The 15485-nt window shown below is 63.5% G+C and carries 14 protein-coding genes and 4 pseudogenes; 13 read left to right on the top strand and 5 right to left on the bottom strand.

The annotated features are described in order from the left end of the window. Positions 1 to 58 precede the first annotated feature (58 nt). From hisI to tatC, 7 genes and pseudogenes are all read left to right on the top strand, one after another. Positions 59 to 457: a phosphoribosyl-AMP cyclohydrolase gene (hisI, locus tag ACHMXE_RS36200; protein ID WP_395352953.1), complete on the top strand. Its 399-nt coding sequence runs from the start codon at positions 59 to 61 to the stop codon at positions 455 to 457. Then, positions 454 to 838 (top strand): annotated as a pseudogene (locus tag ACHMXE_RS36195) (phosphoribosyl-ATP diphosphatase). Before hisI ends, ACHMXE_RS36195 begins: the two are co-directional and overlap by 4 nt. A gap of 47 nt (positions 839 to 885) precedes the next feature. Further along, on the top strand, positions 886 to 1275 hold the full coding sequence (locus ACHMXE_RS36190; RefSeq protein ID WP_057595255.1) for a hypothetical protein: 390 nt from the start codon (positions 886 to 888) through the stop codon (positions 1273 to 1275). Beyond that, positions 1265 to 1624 (top strand): histidine triad nucleotide-binding protein, encoded by a 360-nt coding sequence (locus tag ACHMXE_RS36185; RefSeq protein WP_395348674.1) that lies wholly within the window; start codon positions 1265 to 1267, stop codon positions 1622 to 1624. The genes ACHMXE_RS36190 and ACHMXE_RS36185 overlap by 11 nt, the downstream gene beginning before the upstream one ends. A gap of 62 nt (positions 1625 to 1686) precedes the next feature. Then, positions 1687 to 1932, top strand: a complete 246-nt coding sequence (gene tatA, locus ACHMXE_RS36180; RefSeq protein ID WP_395348673.1) for a Sec-independent protein translocase subunit TatA — start codon at positions 1687 to 1689, stop codon at positions 1930 to 1932. Between the two features lie 12 nt (positions 1933 to 1944). Further along, positions 1945 to 2406 carry a Sec-independent protein translocase protein TatB gene (gene tatB / locus ACHMXE_RS36175; RefSeq protein ID WP_203204645.1) on the top strand — a complete coding sequence of 154 codons (462 nt, stop codon included), beginning with the start codon at positions 1945 to 1947 and terminating at the stop codon, positions 2404 to 2406. Between the two features lie 81 nt (positions 2407 to 2487). Then, positions 2488 to 3296, top strand: a pseudogene (tatC, locus tag ACHMXE_RS36170) (twin-arginine translocase subunit TatC). Between the two features lie 92 nt (positions 3297 to 3388). On the opposite strand, the gene ACHMXE_RS36165 reads toward tatC, so the two are convergent. Then, positions 3389 to 4552 (bottom strand): S1C family serine protease, encoded by a 1164-nt coding sequence (locus ACHMXE_RS36165; protein ID WP_203204647.1) that lies wholly within the window; start codon positions 4550 to 4552, stop codon positions 3389 to 3391. A 221-nt stretch (positions 4553 to 4773) separates the two neighbouring features. Between ACHMXE_RS36165 and ACHMXE_RS36160 the strand changes: the two genes are divergently transcribed. Continuing rightward, positions 4774 to 5547, top strand: coding sequence for a Nif3-like dinuclear metal center hexameric protein (locus tag ACHMXE_RS36160; protein WP_395348672.1), 774 nt, complete (start codon positions 4774 to 4776; stop codon positions 5545 to 5547). Continuing rightward, the gene (gene pdxA / locus ACHMXE_RS36155; protein WP_395348671.1) at positions 5544 to 6608 is read left to right on the top strand and encodes a 4-hydroxythreonine-4-phosphate dehydrogenase PdxA; all 1065 of its coding nucleotides are present in this window, start codon (positions 5544 to 5546) and stop codon (positions 6606 to 6608) included. Before ACHMXE_RS36160 ends, pdxA begins: the two co-directional genes overlap by 4 nt. Positions 6609 to 6642: 34 nt before the next feature. On the opposite strand, the gene mscL is transcribed toward pdxA, so the two are convergent. Continuing rightward, a complete protein-coding gene (mscL, locus tag ACHMXE_RS36150; protein ID WP_208511627.1) occupies positions 6643 to 7074 on the bottom strand; it encodes a large conductance mechanosensitive channel protein MscL in 432 nt (143 codons plus the stop codon). Positions 7075 to 7452: 378 nt separating this feature from the next. Between mscL and ACHMXE_RS36145 the strand changes: the two genes are divergently transcribed. The 4 genes from ACHMXE_RS36145 to ACHMXE_RS36130 all read left to right on the top strand — a co-directional run bounded on the left by ACHMXE_RS36145 (position 7453) and on the right by ACHMXE_RS36130 (position 12272). Next, complete coding sequence (locus ACHMXE_RS36145; protein ID WP_395348669.1) at positions 7453 to 8064, top strand: sugar transferase; 612 nt, start codon at positions 7453 to 7455, stop codon at positions 8062 to 8064. Further along, positions 8061 to 8723, top strand: coding sequence for a NeuD/PglB/VioB family sugar acetyltransferase (locus ACHMXE_RS36140; protein ID WP_395348668.1), 663 nt, complete (start codon positions 8061 to 8063; stop codon positions 8721 to 8723). Before ACHMXE_RS36145 ends, ACHMXE_RS36140 begins: the two co-directional genes overlap by 4 nt. Before the next feature lie 6 nt (positions 8724 to 8729). Continuing rightward, the gene (locus ACHMXE_RS36135) at positions 8730 to 9905 is read left to right on the top strand and encodes a DegT/DnrJ/EryC1/StrS family aminotransferase (RefSeq protein ID WP_395348667.1); all 1176 of its coding nucleotides are present in this window, start codon (positions 8730 to 8732) and stop codon (positions 9903 to 9905) included. A 354-nt stretch (positions 9906 to 10259) separates the two neighbouring features. Continuing rightward, entirely contained in the window at positions 10260 to 12272 is a 2013-nt protein-coding gene (locus ACHMXE_RS36130; protein WP_395348666.1) for a polysaccharide biosynthesis protein, read from the top strand. Between the two features lie 167 nt (positions 12273 to 12439). Here ACHMXE_RS36130 and ACHMXE_RS36125 read toward each other — a convergent pair. The 3 genes and pseudogenes from ACHMXE_RS36125 to ACHMXE_RS36115 form a co-directional block, all read right to left on the bottom strand. Then, positions 12440 to 14433, bottom strand: a pseudogene (locus ACHMXE_RS36125) (YjbH domain-containing protein). 7 nt (positions 14434 to 14440) lie between these two features. Next, positions 14441 to 14545: pseudogene (locus tag ACHMXE_RS36120) on the bottom strand (YjbH domain-containing protein); the annotation flags it as partial. Then, positions 14503 to 15471: a capsule biosynthesis GfcC family protein gene (locus tag ACHMXE_RS36115; RefSeq protein WP_395348665.1), complete on the bottom strand. Its 969-nt coding sequence runs from the start codon at positions 15469 to 15471 to the stop codon at positions 14503 to 14505. The pseudogene ACHMXE_RS36120 and the gene ACHMXE_RS36115, both read right to left, overlap by 43 nt. Positions 15472 to 15485 lie beyond the last annotated feature (14 nt).

The following is a 15485-nucleotide window of genomic DNA, read 5'->3' as shown; positions in this document are numbered from 1 at the left end:
GGAGGAGCTACCAAAGTCGGCGCCAACGTCATCGTGTGTCATGTCGAGCTCGGTGACAATATCGCGTATGACTTGGCTCAACGATGTGAAATGGGACGCCAACGGCCTCGTGCCGGTGATCGCCCAGGAACAAGGCACCAACGACGTGCTGATGTTCGCGTGGATCAACCGTGAGGCGCTCGAGAAGACCGCCGAACTCGGCCGCGCGGTGTATTTCAGCCGCTCGCGCGGCAAGCTCTGGTTCAAGGGCGAGGAATCGGGCCACGTGCAGACCGTGCACGAGATCCGCCTCGACTGCGACAACGACGTGGTGCTGCTCAAGGTCACCCAGCTGGGCCACGAGCCCGGCATCGCCTGCCACACCGGCCGCCACAGCTGCTTCTTCAACAAGTACGAGAACGGCCAGTGGACCGTGACCGAGCCGGTCTTGAAAGACCCGGAGTCGATCTACAAATGAGCGGCACCGTGAACACCAACGACGCCCTCGCACGCCTGGCCGCGGTCATCGAGAGAGCCGCCTGCCGGCCAATGGCGGCGACCCCGAGAAGAGCTACGTCGCTCGGCTGCTGCACAAGGGCCCAGACGCCTTCCCTCAAGAAGATCGGCGAAGAAGCCACCGAAGTGGTGATGGCGGCCAAGGACGCCGACCACGGCGGCGACCGCACGAAGGTGGTCTACGAAGTGGCCGACCTCTGGTTCCACACCATGGTGGCGCTCGGCGCACTACGGCCTGTCGCCCGCCGAGGTGGTGGCCGAGCTCGAGCGGCGCGAAGGCACCAGCGGCATCGAGGAAAAGGCGCTGCGCAAAGTGCAGGCCCGCGAAGCCGCCAGCGAGTGACCGCCTGATTGCCGAGGTATGACTCTGACGACCGAAAGGACATCGCCATGCCCAACGACATCGTGAACGTTCAGCCCGACGACTCGCTCAAGACCTGGGGCTGGGTCAGCTACATCCTGCACCTGATCGTCGCCATCGGCGCCGTGGTGCCCGGTGCCCAGGCCTCGGTGCTGCTTCTGCTGGTGGCGCTGGTGATCGACTTCGTGAAGCGCGACGACGCGGCCGGCACCTGGCAGGCCTCGCACTTCAGCTGGCGCATCCGCTCGGTGCTCTGGGCCGGGCTGCTGTACATCGTCACCTCGTGGCTCTGGCTGCTGCTCTTCGTCCCGGGCTGGATCGCCTGGAGCCTGATTTCGCTGTGGTTCCTCTACCGGATCGTGAAAGGCATGATCCGGATGAACGACGGCCGTCCCATGGAACCCAACGATGTCATCTGATCCGAACTGCATCTTCTGCAAAATCGTCGAGGGCAAGATCCCGTCGCGCAAGGTCTACGAGGACGAGGACGTCTTCGCCTTCCACGACATCGCGCCCTGGGCGCCGGTGCATTTCATGGTGGTGCCCAAGAAGCACATCGCCTCGATGGCCCAGCTGACGCCCGACGACGCGGCGTTGATGGGCAAGATCATGACCCTGGCGCCCAAGCTGGCGCTCGAGCAGGGCTGCAATCCGTACCCCGAAGGCGGCTACCGGGTGGTGGTCAACACGGGTACCGAAGGGGGGCAGGAGGTGCATCATCTCCATGTCCACGTCATGGGCGGTCCGCGCCCCTGGCTTCGCGGCTGAGCCGTTAAGTAAATTTGTCACATTCGCCGCGACTAAAATCGGCACATTCTTAGGAGTCTTCCATGGGTTCTTTTTCCATCTGGCACTGGCTGATCGTGCTGCTCGTCGTCGTCATGATCTTCGGTACCAAGAAGCTTCGGAACATGGGTTCCGACCTCGGCGGTGCCGTCAAGGGCTTCAAGGACGGCATGAAGGACGGTTCCGCGACCGACGCGCCGACCGCCACCGGCCCGGCCGCCCAGGTCACGGCCCAGTCGGCCGCCACCGACAAGCCGACGATCGACGTCGAAGCACGCCACAAGTCCTGATCCGGGCGACACGTGCTGGACCTCGGCATTGAGAAGATGGCGCTGATCGGCGTCGTGGCGCTGATCGTCATCGGACCCGAAAAGCTGCCGCGCGTGGCGCGCACCGTCGGAATGCTGCTCGGCAAGGCGCAACGCTACGTCAACGACGTCAAGGCAGAGGTCAACCGCTCGATGGAGCTCGACGAGCTCCGCAAGATGAAGACCACCGTCGAGGACGCGGCGCGCGACGTGGAGCAGAACATCCATTCGGGCGTCAGCGACCTCGAGAAGCAGTTCTCCACTCCGGCGGGCGAAACCCTCTCGGCGCTGGCCGAACCGGAACCGGTGATGCCGGTCTACAAGCATCCGCGCAAGAACTGGCGCCTCAAGCAGGGCGCCACGCCGCAGTGGTACAAGTCCCGCAACGGCGTGCGCACCAAGGCACTGTCGGGCGCGGCGCGCGTCGCGCGCTACCGGCCGCACAAGGTCAGCTAGCAGCGGCGCGGCGCGTTTTCCCCTCCACCCAGCGTTCCCACGCGCGCCGCCCGTCGGCAGCCCACGCTTTCCATCTCCTCAATGGCTGATTCCGACTCCAAGAACAAAGAAGACGAGCTCGCCGGCACCGAGCAGCCCTTCGTCGCGCACCTGATGGAGCTGCGCGACCGGCTGCTCTCTGCGTCTACGGCATGGCGATCGCCGGCATCCTGCTGGCGGTCTGGCCCGGTCCGGGCGGGTTGATCGACATCATCGCGATGCCGATCCGCGCCCACATGCCGCCCGACGCCAAGCTGATCGCCGTGGGCGTGTTCTCGCCCTTCTTCGTGCCGCTCAAGGTGCTGATGATGGCCGCCGTGCTGCTCGCGCTGCCGTGGCTCATGTACCAGGCCTGGATGTTCGTGGCGCCCGGCCTCTACACCCACGAGAAGCGCTTCGCGCTGCCGCTGATCATCTTCGGCAGCCTGCTGGCCTACGCGGGCATCGCCTTCGTGCAGCTGTTCGTGCTCGACAAGATGTTCGGCTTCATCCAGAAGTTCACGCCGGCGGCGGTGGCGGCCACGCCCGACATCTCCTCGTACGTCGAGGCCATCCTGTCGCTGTACCTCGCCTTCGGCGTCGCCTTCCAGGTGCCGATCGTCGTGATGCTGCTGGTGCGCTTCCAGATGGTGACCATCGAGAAGCTGCGCTCCTTCCGCGGCTACTTCATCGTCGTGGCCTTCATCGTGGCCGCCGTGCTGACCCCGCCCGACGTGGTGTCGCAGCTGGCGCTGGCGATCCCGATGTGCGTGCTGTACGAGGTCGGGATCCTCGGGGCCAAGTACTTCTCGCGCGTCTCGAAGTCGCCGGAGGACGAGGAAGCGGATTCGTCGTCGACCACGCCGCCCTGAGCGGCAAGGGTCTTCCGGATCCGGCAACGAAAAAGCGGCCCGTAGGCCGCTTTTTTCGTGGTGCCGCGGACCCGGGTCCGCGTCTCGTTCGTTCACTCCTGCTGGTTCGGCACCTGCCGCACCGGGCTCTTCGGCCGCAGCCCCGGCATCACGTCCAGTTCCATCTTGTCGCTGCCGCGCTGCAGCGCGAAGCGCGCGGTGCTGCCGGGCTTGAGGCCGGCCACCGCCGTCAGCAGCGCCTGCACGCTGTCGGTCTTCTTGTCGCCCACCGCGGTGATCACGTCGCCGGGGCGGATGCCGGCCTTGGCGGCCGGGCCGTTCTGCAGCACGCCGGTGATGATCACGCCCGCGTCGGCCTTCACGCCGAAGGTCTCTGCCAGCTCGGGCGAGAGGTCGCTCGGCTCGACGCCGATCCAGCCGCGGCGCACCTGGCCTTCCTTCACGATGCCCTCGAGCACGATCTTGGCCATCGACACGGGAATGGCGAAGCCGATGCCCATGCTGCCGCCCGAGCGCGAATAGATCGCGGTGTTGATGCCCAGCAGGTTGCCGTTGACGTCGATCAGCGCGCCGCCCGAGTTGCCGGGGTTGATGGCGGCGTCGGTCTGGATGAAGTTCTCGAAGTTGTTGATGCCGAGCTGGTTGCGGCCCAGCGCCGAGACGATGCCGCTGGTCACGGTCTGGCCGACGCCGAAGGGGTTGCCGATGGCCAGCACCTGGTCGCCCACCTGCAGTTCGTCGGAGCTGCCCAGCACGATCACGGGCAGCTTGTCGAGCTCGATCTTGAGCACGGCTAGGTCGGTGTCGGGATCGGTGCCGATCACCTTGCCGCGCGCGTGGCGGCTGTCGTTGAGCGTGACCTCGATCTCGTCGGCGCCCTCGACCACGTGGTTGTTGGTGAGGATGTAACCATCGGTGCTCACGATCACGCCGCTGCCCAGGCCCACCTGGGGCTGGTCGTCCTGGTCGCCGAAGAAAAAGCGGAACCAGGGGTCATTGCTGCGCGGATGGCGCTGCGCGGCCTTGCTGGTGTTGATGCTGACCACCGCCGGCGAGGCCTTCTTGGCCGCGGCGCTGAGGCTGCCGGGCGCGGGCACGCCGGGCGTGGAGCTGGCAGGCGCCTCGATGATCGACACCACGCCGCCCAGCGAGGTCGTGCGCCGGTTGATCCATTCGGGCTTGAGCGTGGCGACCACGAAATAGGCCGCCAGCAGGACGGTCACGGCTTGGGCGAAGAGCAGCCAGGTGCGTTTCATGAAAACTTGGTGAAAAGGCGCGAAAGGGCGGGGGCGCTGAGGGGGAAAGGCCGCGGAGCGCGGCGCTGCGGGAGATTGTCTCTCAACGGCAGGAGGACGAAGACCGCGCCGGCCGGTCGAGATTCCTGGAGGTCTGTTCGTCGGTGCCATCGCCATCGCGCCGATCGCCGGCTACCCATGCGGGCTGGCATGGCGCCGGCCGGCGGCGCGACAATGTCGCGATGAGCACCACCCGCCACGAACTGCTGCACGCATTCGACCTGCTGCTCGCTCCCGAGCGATTCAAGGACTACGGACCGAACGGCCTGCAGGTCGAGGGCCGCACCACGGTGCGCAAGATCGTCTCGGGCGTGACCGCGAGCCGCGCGCTGATCGAGGCCGCCATCCGCGCCGAGGCCGATGCCATCTTCGTCCACCACGGTCTGTTCTGGCGCGGCCAGGACGGCCGCGTCACCGGCTGGATGAAGCAGCGGCTGGCGCTGCTGCTGAACCGCGACGTCAACCTCTTCGCGTACCACCTGCCGCTCGACGCGCATCCCGAGCTCGGCAACAACGCGCAACTCGGCCTGCAGTTCGGCCTGCTGGCCCATCCCGGATCGGCCGGCCGCTTCGGCGAGCAGGAGCTGGGCTTTCTCGGCGGCCTCGAGGACGGCGAGACCCTGGCCAACGCGAAGGCGCTCGCCGTCCATGTCGAAAAAGTGCTCAAGCGGCCGGTGACGCTGGTCGACACGGCCCATCGCCCGATCAAGACCATCGCCTGGTGCACAGGCGGCGCGCAGGGCTACTTCGAGGCCGCCATCGCGGCGGGCGCCGATGCCTTCATCACCGGCGAGATCTCGGAGCCGCAGGCGCACTACGCGCGCGAGATGGGCGTGGCCTTCCTGGCCTGCGGACACCACGCCACCGAGCGCTACGGCGCGCCCGCCGTGGCCGAACACGTGGCCGCGCAGCTCGGGCTGCAGCACGAGTTCATCGATATCGACAACCCGGCATGAAGAGCGACGCTTCCGTGGGTAGCAAGCCCGTTGCCATCACGCTCGGCGATCCGGCGGGCATCGGGCCGGAGATCATCGGCAAGGCGTTTCGCGATGCACCCGAGGCCGCGCGCGGTGCCTTCGTGGCGGGCGACGTGGCGACGATGCGGGCGGCGCTGCGGGCCCTGTCGGCGCCTGGGCATCCGGCGTGGCCCGTGGTCGAGATTGCTTCGCCGGCCGAGGCGCCGGACGTTCCGCCGGGTTGCGTGCCCGTGCTGCAGGTGATCGCGCCGCCGGTGGGCGTGGTGCATGGCAGCATCAGCGCAGAGGCCGGGCGCGCGGCGGGCGATGCGGTGGTCTGGGCCGCCCGGGCCGCGCTGCGCGGCGAGATCGCCGCCATCGTCACCGCGCCCTTGCACAAGGAGGCGCTGTCCGCGGCGGGATTCCCGTTTCCCGGCCATACCGAACTGCTGCAGGCCGAAGCCGCGGCGCATCTGGGCCGCGACGTGGCCGAGGTGCCCGTGCGCATGATGCTGGCCAACGACGAGCTGCGCACCGTGCTCGTCAGCATCCATATGTCGATGCGCCAGGCGATCGAGGCCGTCACCTTCGACGGCGTGCTCGAGACCTTGCGCATCACCCACCATGCGCTCTCGCGCACCCTGGGCCGCGCGCCGCGTATCGGCGTAGCGGGGCTCAATCCGCATGCCGGGGAGGGCGGGCTGTTCGGGTCGGAGGAGCAGGAGATCATCGTGCCCGCCATTGCAGCGGCGCGCGCCGAAGGCATCGCCGCCGATGGGCCGCATGCGCCCGATACCGTCTTCATGCGCGCGCGGGCGAAGCAGCCCGGCGTGGCCGATAGCGGCGAGTTCGACGTCGTGGTGGCGATGTACCACGACCAGGGACTGATCCCGGTGAAGTACCTGGGCGTGGAGAAAGGCGTGAACGTCACGCTCGGGCTGCCGCTGGTGCGGACCAGCCCCGATCACGGGACGGCGTTCGATATCGCGGGCAGCGGCCGGGCGGATGCATCGAGCCTGATCGAGGCGCTGCGCATGGCGCGCGCGCTGGCCGGTATCTGAAGGATGCGTGGCCCGCGACGGGCCGCGCTGCGCGTCAGGAGCGCTTGAGGCTGTCGCGGATCTCGCGCAGCAGCACGATGTCTTCGGGCGGTGCGGCGGGGGCGGCCGGCGCGGCTTCTTCCGTGCGGCGCAGGCGGTTGATCTGCTTGACCATCATGAAGATGATGAAGGCGAGGATCACGAAGTTGACCACGATGGTGATGAAGTTGCCGTACGCCAGCACCGGCACGCCGGCCTTCTTGAGGTCCGCCAGGGTGTTGGCGACACCCGCCGGCGCCGTGCCCAGCACCACGTAGAGGTTCGAGAAGTCCAGCTTGCCGAACACCAGCCCGACGATGGGCATGATGATGTCGGCCACCAGCGAATCGACGATCTTGCCGAAGGCCGCGCCGATGATCACGCCGACCGCCAGGTCGACGACATTGCCCTTGACGGCAAACTCCTTGAATTCGCTGAGGATGGTCATGGTTGGGAGGGTGCTGGAGCACTGGGGTTGAGGGAGGCGCCAGTATGCCTCCGGTTTCTGCCCTGCCTCCGAGCTGAGGGCAGCGTGATTTCTGATGGCGCACTTTTCGCCCGCCCTTTGGTGGATGGCCCTGAGATCGGAGTCGCCTATGATTCGTGTCCCGGCTTAGCTTGGGAGCAAAGAGTTCAAGGTGTCCGGCGATGCGAGTGTTCGAGGCCACGAGTGAGTTTGTCGCTCGGTTTTTTGCGAACCTGGGTCGCCTCCAACCCATCCTCCCGTTGTCGCACAAAAATCATCGGTTAAGTCCATGATCCAGATCCTTGGCGTTCAAGTTCGATGAACGTCAGGAATGAACCGAGATGAAGTTACATAAGTGGCATGAAGCGAATATTTGACTTGATCACCAGTGCGTTCGCATTGGTGGTCTTTGCTGTCCCCCTGGGTTTGTTGATTTGGCAGGTGAGACGCAAATTGGGCAGCCCGGTCTTTTTTCGACAGACCCGGCCTGGTCAGAGTGGGCAACCGTTCGAGATGATCAAGTTTCGGACCATGACTGATGCACGGGGCGCGGATGGGCAGCTTTTGCCTGACGGGGAGAGATTGACGCCGTTCGGCCGGTTCCTTAGGTCAAGCAGTTTGGATGAACTCCCCGAGTTGTGGAATGTTCTTCGAGGCGACATGAGCCTCGTAGGACCGCGGCCGTTGCTGATGGAGTACTTGCCCCTTTATTCGACGAAGCAGGCGCGCAGACACGAGGTCCGGCCGGGCATCACCGGATGGGCCCAGGTCAACGGTCGGAATGCGCTGGGTTGGGAAGAAAAATTCGAGTTGGATGTTTGGTACGTGGATAACCAGAGCCTGTGGCTGGATCTCAGAATTCTTTGGTTGACCGTGAAAAAGGTGATCGTGCGTGAAGGGATCAGCGCAGCGGGTGAGGCAACCATGCCGCGATTCAATGGCTCGCACTCGGCGGTGAATCGCGAGCCATGACGCTTCCGATGTATGCCGTCTTCGGCGCCAGTGGATGTGGCCGGGGGATCATGCCGTTGGCACGAGCACAACTGCAGCGCGAGGGCATTGCGCTGGACCGACTCGTGTTCGTGGACGACAGCCCACAGGTCGCTTCGATCAACGGACATCGTGTGCTCCGCTACGCCGATTTTGTTCTGGAAACGGCTTCCACACGTCACGTCGTGCTTGCAATTGCCAATGGTTTGGTTCGAGAGAAGCTTGCTGGTCGATGCGCCGCGGATGGTGTGCGTCCGTGGACCGTTGCTGCAGAGAACGTAGTGGTCATGGATGATGTCGTTCTCGGGGAAGGCGCCGCGCTGAGTCCCTTCGTGACGATCACCTCGAACATCAGGATCGGCAGGCACTTTCACGCAAACCTCTACAGCTACGTCGAGCACGATTGCGTGATAGGCGACTTTGTGACTTTTGCCCCGGGTGTCAAGTGCAACGGAAACATCGCCATTGAGGATCATGTTTACGTCGGCTCGGGTGTGGTCATCAAGCAGGGCCAGCCTGGCCGCCCATTGGTAATTGGACGCGGTGCGGTGATCGGCATGGGTGCCGTCGTAACGCGAGATGTTCCCTCCGGCAGCACCGTGGTTGGAAACCCGGCGCGCCCTCTTTCTTCCAAAGGTTGAATCGTCGTGCTGAATACCCCCTTCTCCCCATGGCCGAGCTTCACTGCCGAGGAGGCCGATGCCGTTCGCGGTGTCCTGCTGTCCAACAAGGTTAACTATTGGACCGGCACCGAATGCCGTGAGTTCGAAAAGGAATTCGCGGCCTGGGCCGGCACCTCGCACGCGGTTGCCCTGTCCAATGGAACGCTGGCGCTCGACGTCGCGCTCAAGGCATTGGGCATCGGGTCTGGGGACGAAGTGATCGTTACGCCGCGCACGTTCATTGCCAGCGTCTCCTGTGTTGTCAATGCAGGCGCCACGCCGGTCTTCGCGGACGTCGATGTCGATAGCGGCAATCTTTCGGCCGAGACCATCGCTCGCGTGGTGACGCCGCGGACGCGGGCCGTGATTTGCGTGCACCTCGCGGGTTGGCCCTGCGACATGGATCCAATCATGGCGCTCGCCGACGAAAATGGTTTCAAGGTGATCGAGGATTGTGCACAGGCGCATGGCGCCCAATACAAGGGGCGCATGGTCGGCAGCATCGGCCATATCGGTGCCTGGTCGTTTTGCCAGGACAAGATCATGACCACCGGCGGCGAAGGTGGCATGGTGACAACGAACGACGAGTCGCTGTGGCGCGCGATGTGGGAGTTCAAGGACCATGGCAAAAGCTATGGAGCGGTGTACGAGCGCCAGCATCCCCCGGGGTTTCGTTGGCTCCATGAGGGCTTTGGCACCAACTGGCGGATGTTGGAAATGCAGGCCGTTATTGGCCGCATCCAGCTGCGTCGCATGGCCGACTGGACGGCTATGCGGACGCGTTATGCCGAGGCCATTTGGTCCGCCGCACGCCCTTACTCCGCGGTGCGAGTACCTGCCGTCCCTCAAGACAACGTGCACGCCCACTATAAAACCTATGTATACGTGCAGCCAGGCCGCCTGGCCTCTGGTTGGAGCAGAGACCGCATCGTTGAAAGCATTCAGGAGAGAGGCGTTCCTTGCTATCAGGGATCGTGCTCAGAGGTCTATCTTGAGTCCGCGTTCGACGCCACAGGCTGGCGCCCCGAAAAACGACTACCCGTGGCCAAGGAGCTTGGTGAAACCAGTTTGATGTTCCTGGTGCATCCGACGTTGATGACAAATGAGATTGAGAAGACTTGTGAAGCCGTCAGCGAGGTGTTGTTCGCAGCTTCGGTCTGAACGGACGACTGGTACAAGTTCTGAGGGGTGGGTGCACCGTGATAGTTCTTTTGATGTATAGAAAACGGGTCGAACAAATGCAATCCTTTAGTGAAGAGGCTAGCAACAAGGTCTTCGATCAGTGCGGATGTAGCAGCCGCGCTTAGGAGCTCTTGCTTGCGGTAGTTACAGAGGCTATAGCTTTAGGGGTAACTAAAGTTTTTGTTTCTCGCCTCCCATGAATTGGGGAGGCCTTTGGTGAGTGGTTTTTGACACTTTCATTCACAATCAAGTGCGGGTTGGTGAAGATTGCACTAGGAGAAGCTAGGCAAAATCAACATCACGACCTCGTTGCGTTCGGGTAGGAGTTACAGTGTGATCAATCGTCTGGCAGAGCATCTGCTCGCCTTGCCTCGACCTGCCAAGCGATTGTTGGCGTTGTGCGTGGATGGCTTGTTGTGCGTGCTGTGCGTCTGGTTTGCGCTCAGCCTTCGCTTCGAGCAGTGGACCTTCCCTCAAGGCCTTCAGTGGTCGGCCGCTATCATGGCAGTTGCTATCGCGCTGCCGTTGTTTACCGGTTTTGGTCTCTATCGCGCCATCTTCCGCTACGCTGGTGCCGCCGCGCTCATGGCCATCATGAAAGCGTGCGCTCTTTTCGGTTTGAGCTATGCGGTGATCTTTTCGTTGGTTGGGATCACCACAGTTCCGCGTACCGTTGGCCTCGTGGTGCCGCTGTTGCTCTTCCTCTGTATTGGTGGCTTGCGCATGCTCGCCCGATACTGGCTTGGAGGCATGTACATGAGCGCGGTAGATCGCAAATCCCTGCCTCAGGTAGTGATCTACGGGGCGGGTGGTGCGGGGCTGCAGTTGGTAGCGGCGTTGGCGCAGAGTCGCGATATGGTAGTTCGTGCCTTCATCGATGATGCCAAGCACCTTCAAGGAAGCACTCTCAACGGCATCAGGATTCAATCATCAAGCTGGTTGCGAGAGAACGCCGCGATGCTCGGAATCTCGGACGTCTTGCTGGCGATGCCTTCCACTAGCAGGGCGCGGCGGGCCGAGATCTTGCATGACTTGCTACCGCTTCATCTGCATGTGCGTACGCTGCCCGCGCTCGCTGATTTGGCCAATGGCCGTGTTCAAGTTCATGACTTGGTCGAAGTCGATATCGAGGATCTGCTGGGCCGTGATCCCGTCGCGCCAGTCGATGATCTGCTGCACAAGCACATACGACATCAAGTAGTGCTGGTGACGGGGGCGGGAGGTTCGATCGGCAGTGAGCTCTGCAGGCAGATCGTCAAGCTTTCGCCGGCGAAGCTGCTGTTGGTAGAGCTTACGGAATTTGCGCTTTACGCAATCCACCAAGAACTAGAGGCGATGAGTCCGGATGTCCAGATAATCCCTCTCTTGGCTTCGGTACGCGACCCGGCACGCCTGCGCGAAATCATGCGCACCTGGCGTCCCGACACCGTTTATCACGCGGCAGCCTACAAGCATGTGCCGCTCGTGGAGCACAACCCTGTCGAAGGCGTCCGGAACAACTCTCTGGGCACACTCCTGGCGGCGCAGGTCGCCATGGAATGTCAGGTTCGTCGGTTCGTACTAGTGAGTACCGACAAGGCAGTGCGGCCAACCAACATCATGGGAGCCAGCAAGCGCTTGGCCGAGCTTGCCTTGCAAGGGTTGGCACAGCAGCCTTCTGGCACCTGCTTCTCGATGGTGCGTTTCGGCAATGTGCTGGGCTCCAGTGGATCTGTGGTTCCGTTGTTCCGTCGGCAGATCGAGGCTGGTGGCCCGATTACCTTGACGCACGCTGACATCACGCGTTATTTCATGACGATCCCGGAGGCTGCACAACTTGTGATCCAAGCTGGCGCCATGGCGCAAGGCGGAGACGTATTCGTTCTCGACATGGGTGAGCCGGTTCGAATCATCGATCTGGCTCGGAGGCTGATAGAGCTGTCGGGGCGAACTGTTCGTGACGAAAATGCCCCTGAAGGAGACATCGAGCTTCGCATAACAGGGTTGCGACCGGGTGAAAAACTTTACGAAGAGCTTCTCATCGGGGACAACGCGATGCAGACCACACACTCTCGCGTGATGAAGGCCCACGAGCCTTGCCCGCCGGCCGAGGAGCTATGGCGGCAGTTTGCAATGTTGGGAGCCATCCTCGATCGCAATGATGTACCGGCGCTCAAGCACGCGCTGGCACAAATGCTGCCCGGATATCAGCCGCACGCGGAGGTGGTCGACTGGGTGCATTTGGAGAGGCACTCGGCAAACGCAGTGCTGTTGCGAGACGTTGATTCGGATTCGAATGCGATTGTTGGTGCGGAGGTCCTGCTGGATGGCTCTCCTCGGGTTGCCGGAGTTGCTCTTGTGGCTTGATCGAATTGCTCGACTCGCGGCCTTTTGGAGGATTGACAACAAACAACAAAGCGGCCCGTTGCTGAGCAACGGCCGCTTTGTTTCTGGTGTGAATGCCTTTGAATGCAGTGCGGAGGGGATTGGGGTTCTCGATCTGTTCGTCAGCGTGTATTAGCCAACCCTTCGCCTCAGCGAGCACCCTCGAAGTTCAGAATATTATCCCCCGCCCGTGGCGGATTGCTCTCCGGAGCCCCGATCGAGAAGGCCTTTGGGTCCCTGATCGAGGTCATGTCGTATAGCGGATTGATCCGGCCCAGCTTCGCGCCACCGTCCCGAACGAGCGGCGACCAATTGAAGGCGGCGGTGAACTTGCTCGACTTCGGCAGGAAGGCATCGAAAGGCACGGCGACGTAGATACCCTTGTCGAAGCTGCCCTCGCCGAACTCGCGTGAGGACACGTTGGTCTTGGTCGCATAGGCGCCGAGCACGACGCCGTTGTCGAAGCTCTTGCTGACGTTGAGCGTCACCCCCTTGTCACCCGCGAGGTACTGGCCTACGCTGATGGTTGCGCGAACGCCGTTCCAACCCGTGTCCCAGTACAGCGTGGCGTGTCCCGTGTTGACCTTGTAGTCGCGCAGACCGAAGTCCTGTGCGAAGTCGCGTTGCCGCACGTGGTTGATGTCGATGCCGAAGGCGACGCGGCTGCGTGAGGGGCGATAGAGCCATTCGGCCCCGACGCCCGCAAACATGGGTTCGAGCGCGCCGCCGTAGACGCTGTAGTACTGATCCTCCGCCAAGCGGCCTACATGCGTGAGCTGGAACACCGGTAGCGTGAGCCGTTTCGTTGTGGCGTACTCACGCTGGAAGGTCCGCACGCGCGGCAGATTGCTGGGGGCGGTGTAGCGGAACTTGTCGAAGTTGTCGAATATGCGCCAGTTGAGGGCGCCGTTGAACCAGGTGCTGTCGGTGAACCGGTACTCGAGGACCGCTTGAATGCCGATCTGGTAGAGCAGGAAGGCGTCCGGGCCGCCGACGATCTGCGAGGTGCTGGGCGTGATGCCGAAGGTGTAGCGTTCGCGCTTGCGTTCCCATGGCGCCATTGGCGCGGGCGTAGTCGCCACGGTGGCCGCATTGGTCGACGAGCCATCCCCTGCCTTCTGTGGCGCATTTACGGATGCGCTCGCCGCCGTGGCGGCGACGGCGGGCAAAGGCTGCATGTCTTCGCTGCTGTCCACGTTAGGTGCGTATTCGCGCTGGCCGACAGCACGCTTCTCGCTCGGCGTCATCGCCCTGTAGTGCTCGTTGACCCATTCGTTGCGATTGATCACCTGCGCATGTAGCGAGAGCCCGCGTTCACGATAATGTAGGACGAAGTACTTGATCGACGCTGGCGCATCGCGATGCAGCAGCGCGGTGATTTTCTCGACGCGCGCTTCGCGATAGACGGTCAAACTTTCGCTGATCCAGACATGCAGCTTGTCGTCTTGTGGAGCGATGCGCTGCACGGTCCATTCGGTTCGGGCCTCGATGTCCGCTGCGGTCGTCGGCCAGCCAGGTGGCGTTTTGGGTGCCTCGGGCGTGAAACGTGGCAGCGGCGCATCGAGCACTTTGGGGGACTGGAGCTTGGCCAGATTGGTCGAAAGCGAGACGCCAAGCATGACCTTGTCGCCGCGTTCGAAGCCCAGCGAAAACGACAGCCCGGGCGCGTAGCGGTACTCAAACCCGACGTTAAAAGGTGTGCGCTGGCGCTGATTGATGCCCGAAGGCTCGTGCTGATAGTCGTTGCCGTCGTATTCAAGCTTCAGGGTCAGCGGATCCCAGGGGGTACGCCATTCGACGCCGCCGAAAAGCGCGGCGGGACCGCGAAAGAAGCTGTTGAAGTTTGCTTGACCACCGGTAGTGCCTGTGCTTCCGGGGCGCGTTCTGAAGCGATTGCCGATGCCGATCAACGGATTCTTGATGTTGCCGCTGCTGCCCATGTAGCCCCAGCCGATGCCGAGGCTGAATCGAAGTCGCCGTAGCGTTTGCTGGCGACGAGGTATTCGGACGAGAACAAGCCGGTACCGCCGAAGTCGCGAAACCCGAGCGCGAGTTCCGGCACATAGGCCGACTCCTTGGCGAGCCCGGACCTTGAAATCGATACTCTTGTCCTTGTTTGATTGGCCTGTGGTGCTCGCCCCATAGGCCTGGTTGCTGATCGAGGTGTAGCGAAAGCCCGCTTCGAACCACTCCAGCGGTTGAAACATGAAGTTCAGCCGTGAGTAGGGATAGACGTTGGTGAACGACAGCCGGAAGTCCCCGAGCTCGCCCATGCGGGCTGAAGGCGTTTGAAGGAGGCCGGTTTCGCCCAGTCGTTCGTGCTGGTCCTGAAGACCTTGGGCGTGGGCACCGGATCGGGCAGCACGGAGCGCACGGGCGCGTAGTGGGCTGCGTCGACGCCTTTCCGTGTGTCGAGGGAGGTGATCAGCGGCGCGCGTTTGTCGGCGGCGGGCGCCGGCGCGACCGCATCGAGCGCCGCGGCGTCCAGGACCTGGGGCGAGGGGCCCTGGGTCGCCAGGAACTTGATCATCCCCTCCGACGCCGCGACCAGATCCGGCATCGCTCGCGGCGCGGCCCAGATCCAGGATCCAGGCGCGGGTTCGTCCGAAGGTTGCGCGTTCCAGGGTGCGACAGCGACGCGTGCGGTGCGGCCATCGGGCTGCGCCACCCAGGCCCAATCGGCGGCGGGAAGATCGCAGGCCTTGGCATAGTCCAAGGCGCTGCGGCCGGCCTCGTGCCGGACATGGCAGAGCTCGCCGTTGGAACGGACCACGGCGATCGTCTTCAGTTCAGGCGGGCCTGCCACGAATTGCTGGCCGGCCGACAGGACGGGGTCCTGTGCGGGATGGGTTTCCAGCCACCGAGGATCGACGATGCCCAGAGCCACGCGCCCGGTCACGGGCAGGCCTTGCAGCCAGGTGATCAGCGCGAGCCGATCGACCTGATCCGCACGAGGAGCGCGGCGGGCTTCGGCCTCGAGGCGGACCAGCAGGGTGTTCTTCAGGAACTGCTGCGCAAGCCGCTCCTCAGGGACGCGCCATGAGAGTCCGGGGATGCCGTCTCCGGCGGCTGCCGCAGCAGCCAGGTGCTGAAGCGTTCGCCGGCGCGCACATCGGCGTCCGAGCTCGTGGCGGGGCCGTTCGAAGGTGTCGTACCGGTTTGCTGAGCCCAGGCGCCGCATGTGACGAGCAGCGC

The sequence above is a fragment of the Variovorax sp. UC122_21 genome (assembly GCF_044056785.1).
Lineage (GTDB): Bacteria > Pseudomonadota > Gammaproteobacteria > Burkholderiales > Burkholderiaceae_C > Variovorax.
Note: the sequence above shows the minus strand (reverse complement) of the source record. Positions and strands in the feature narration are given on the sequence as shown.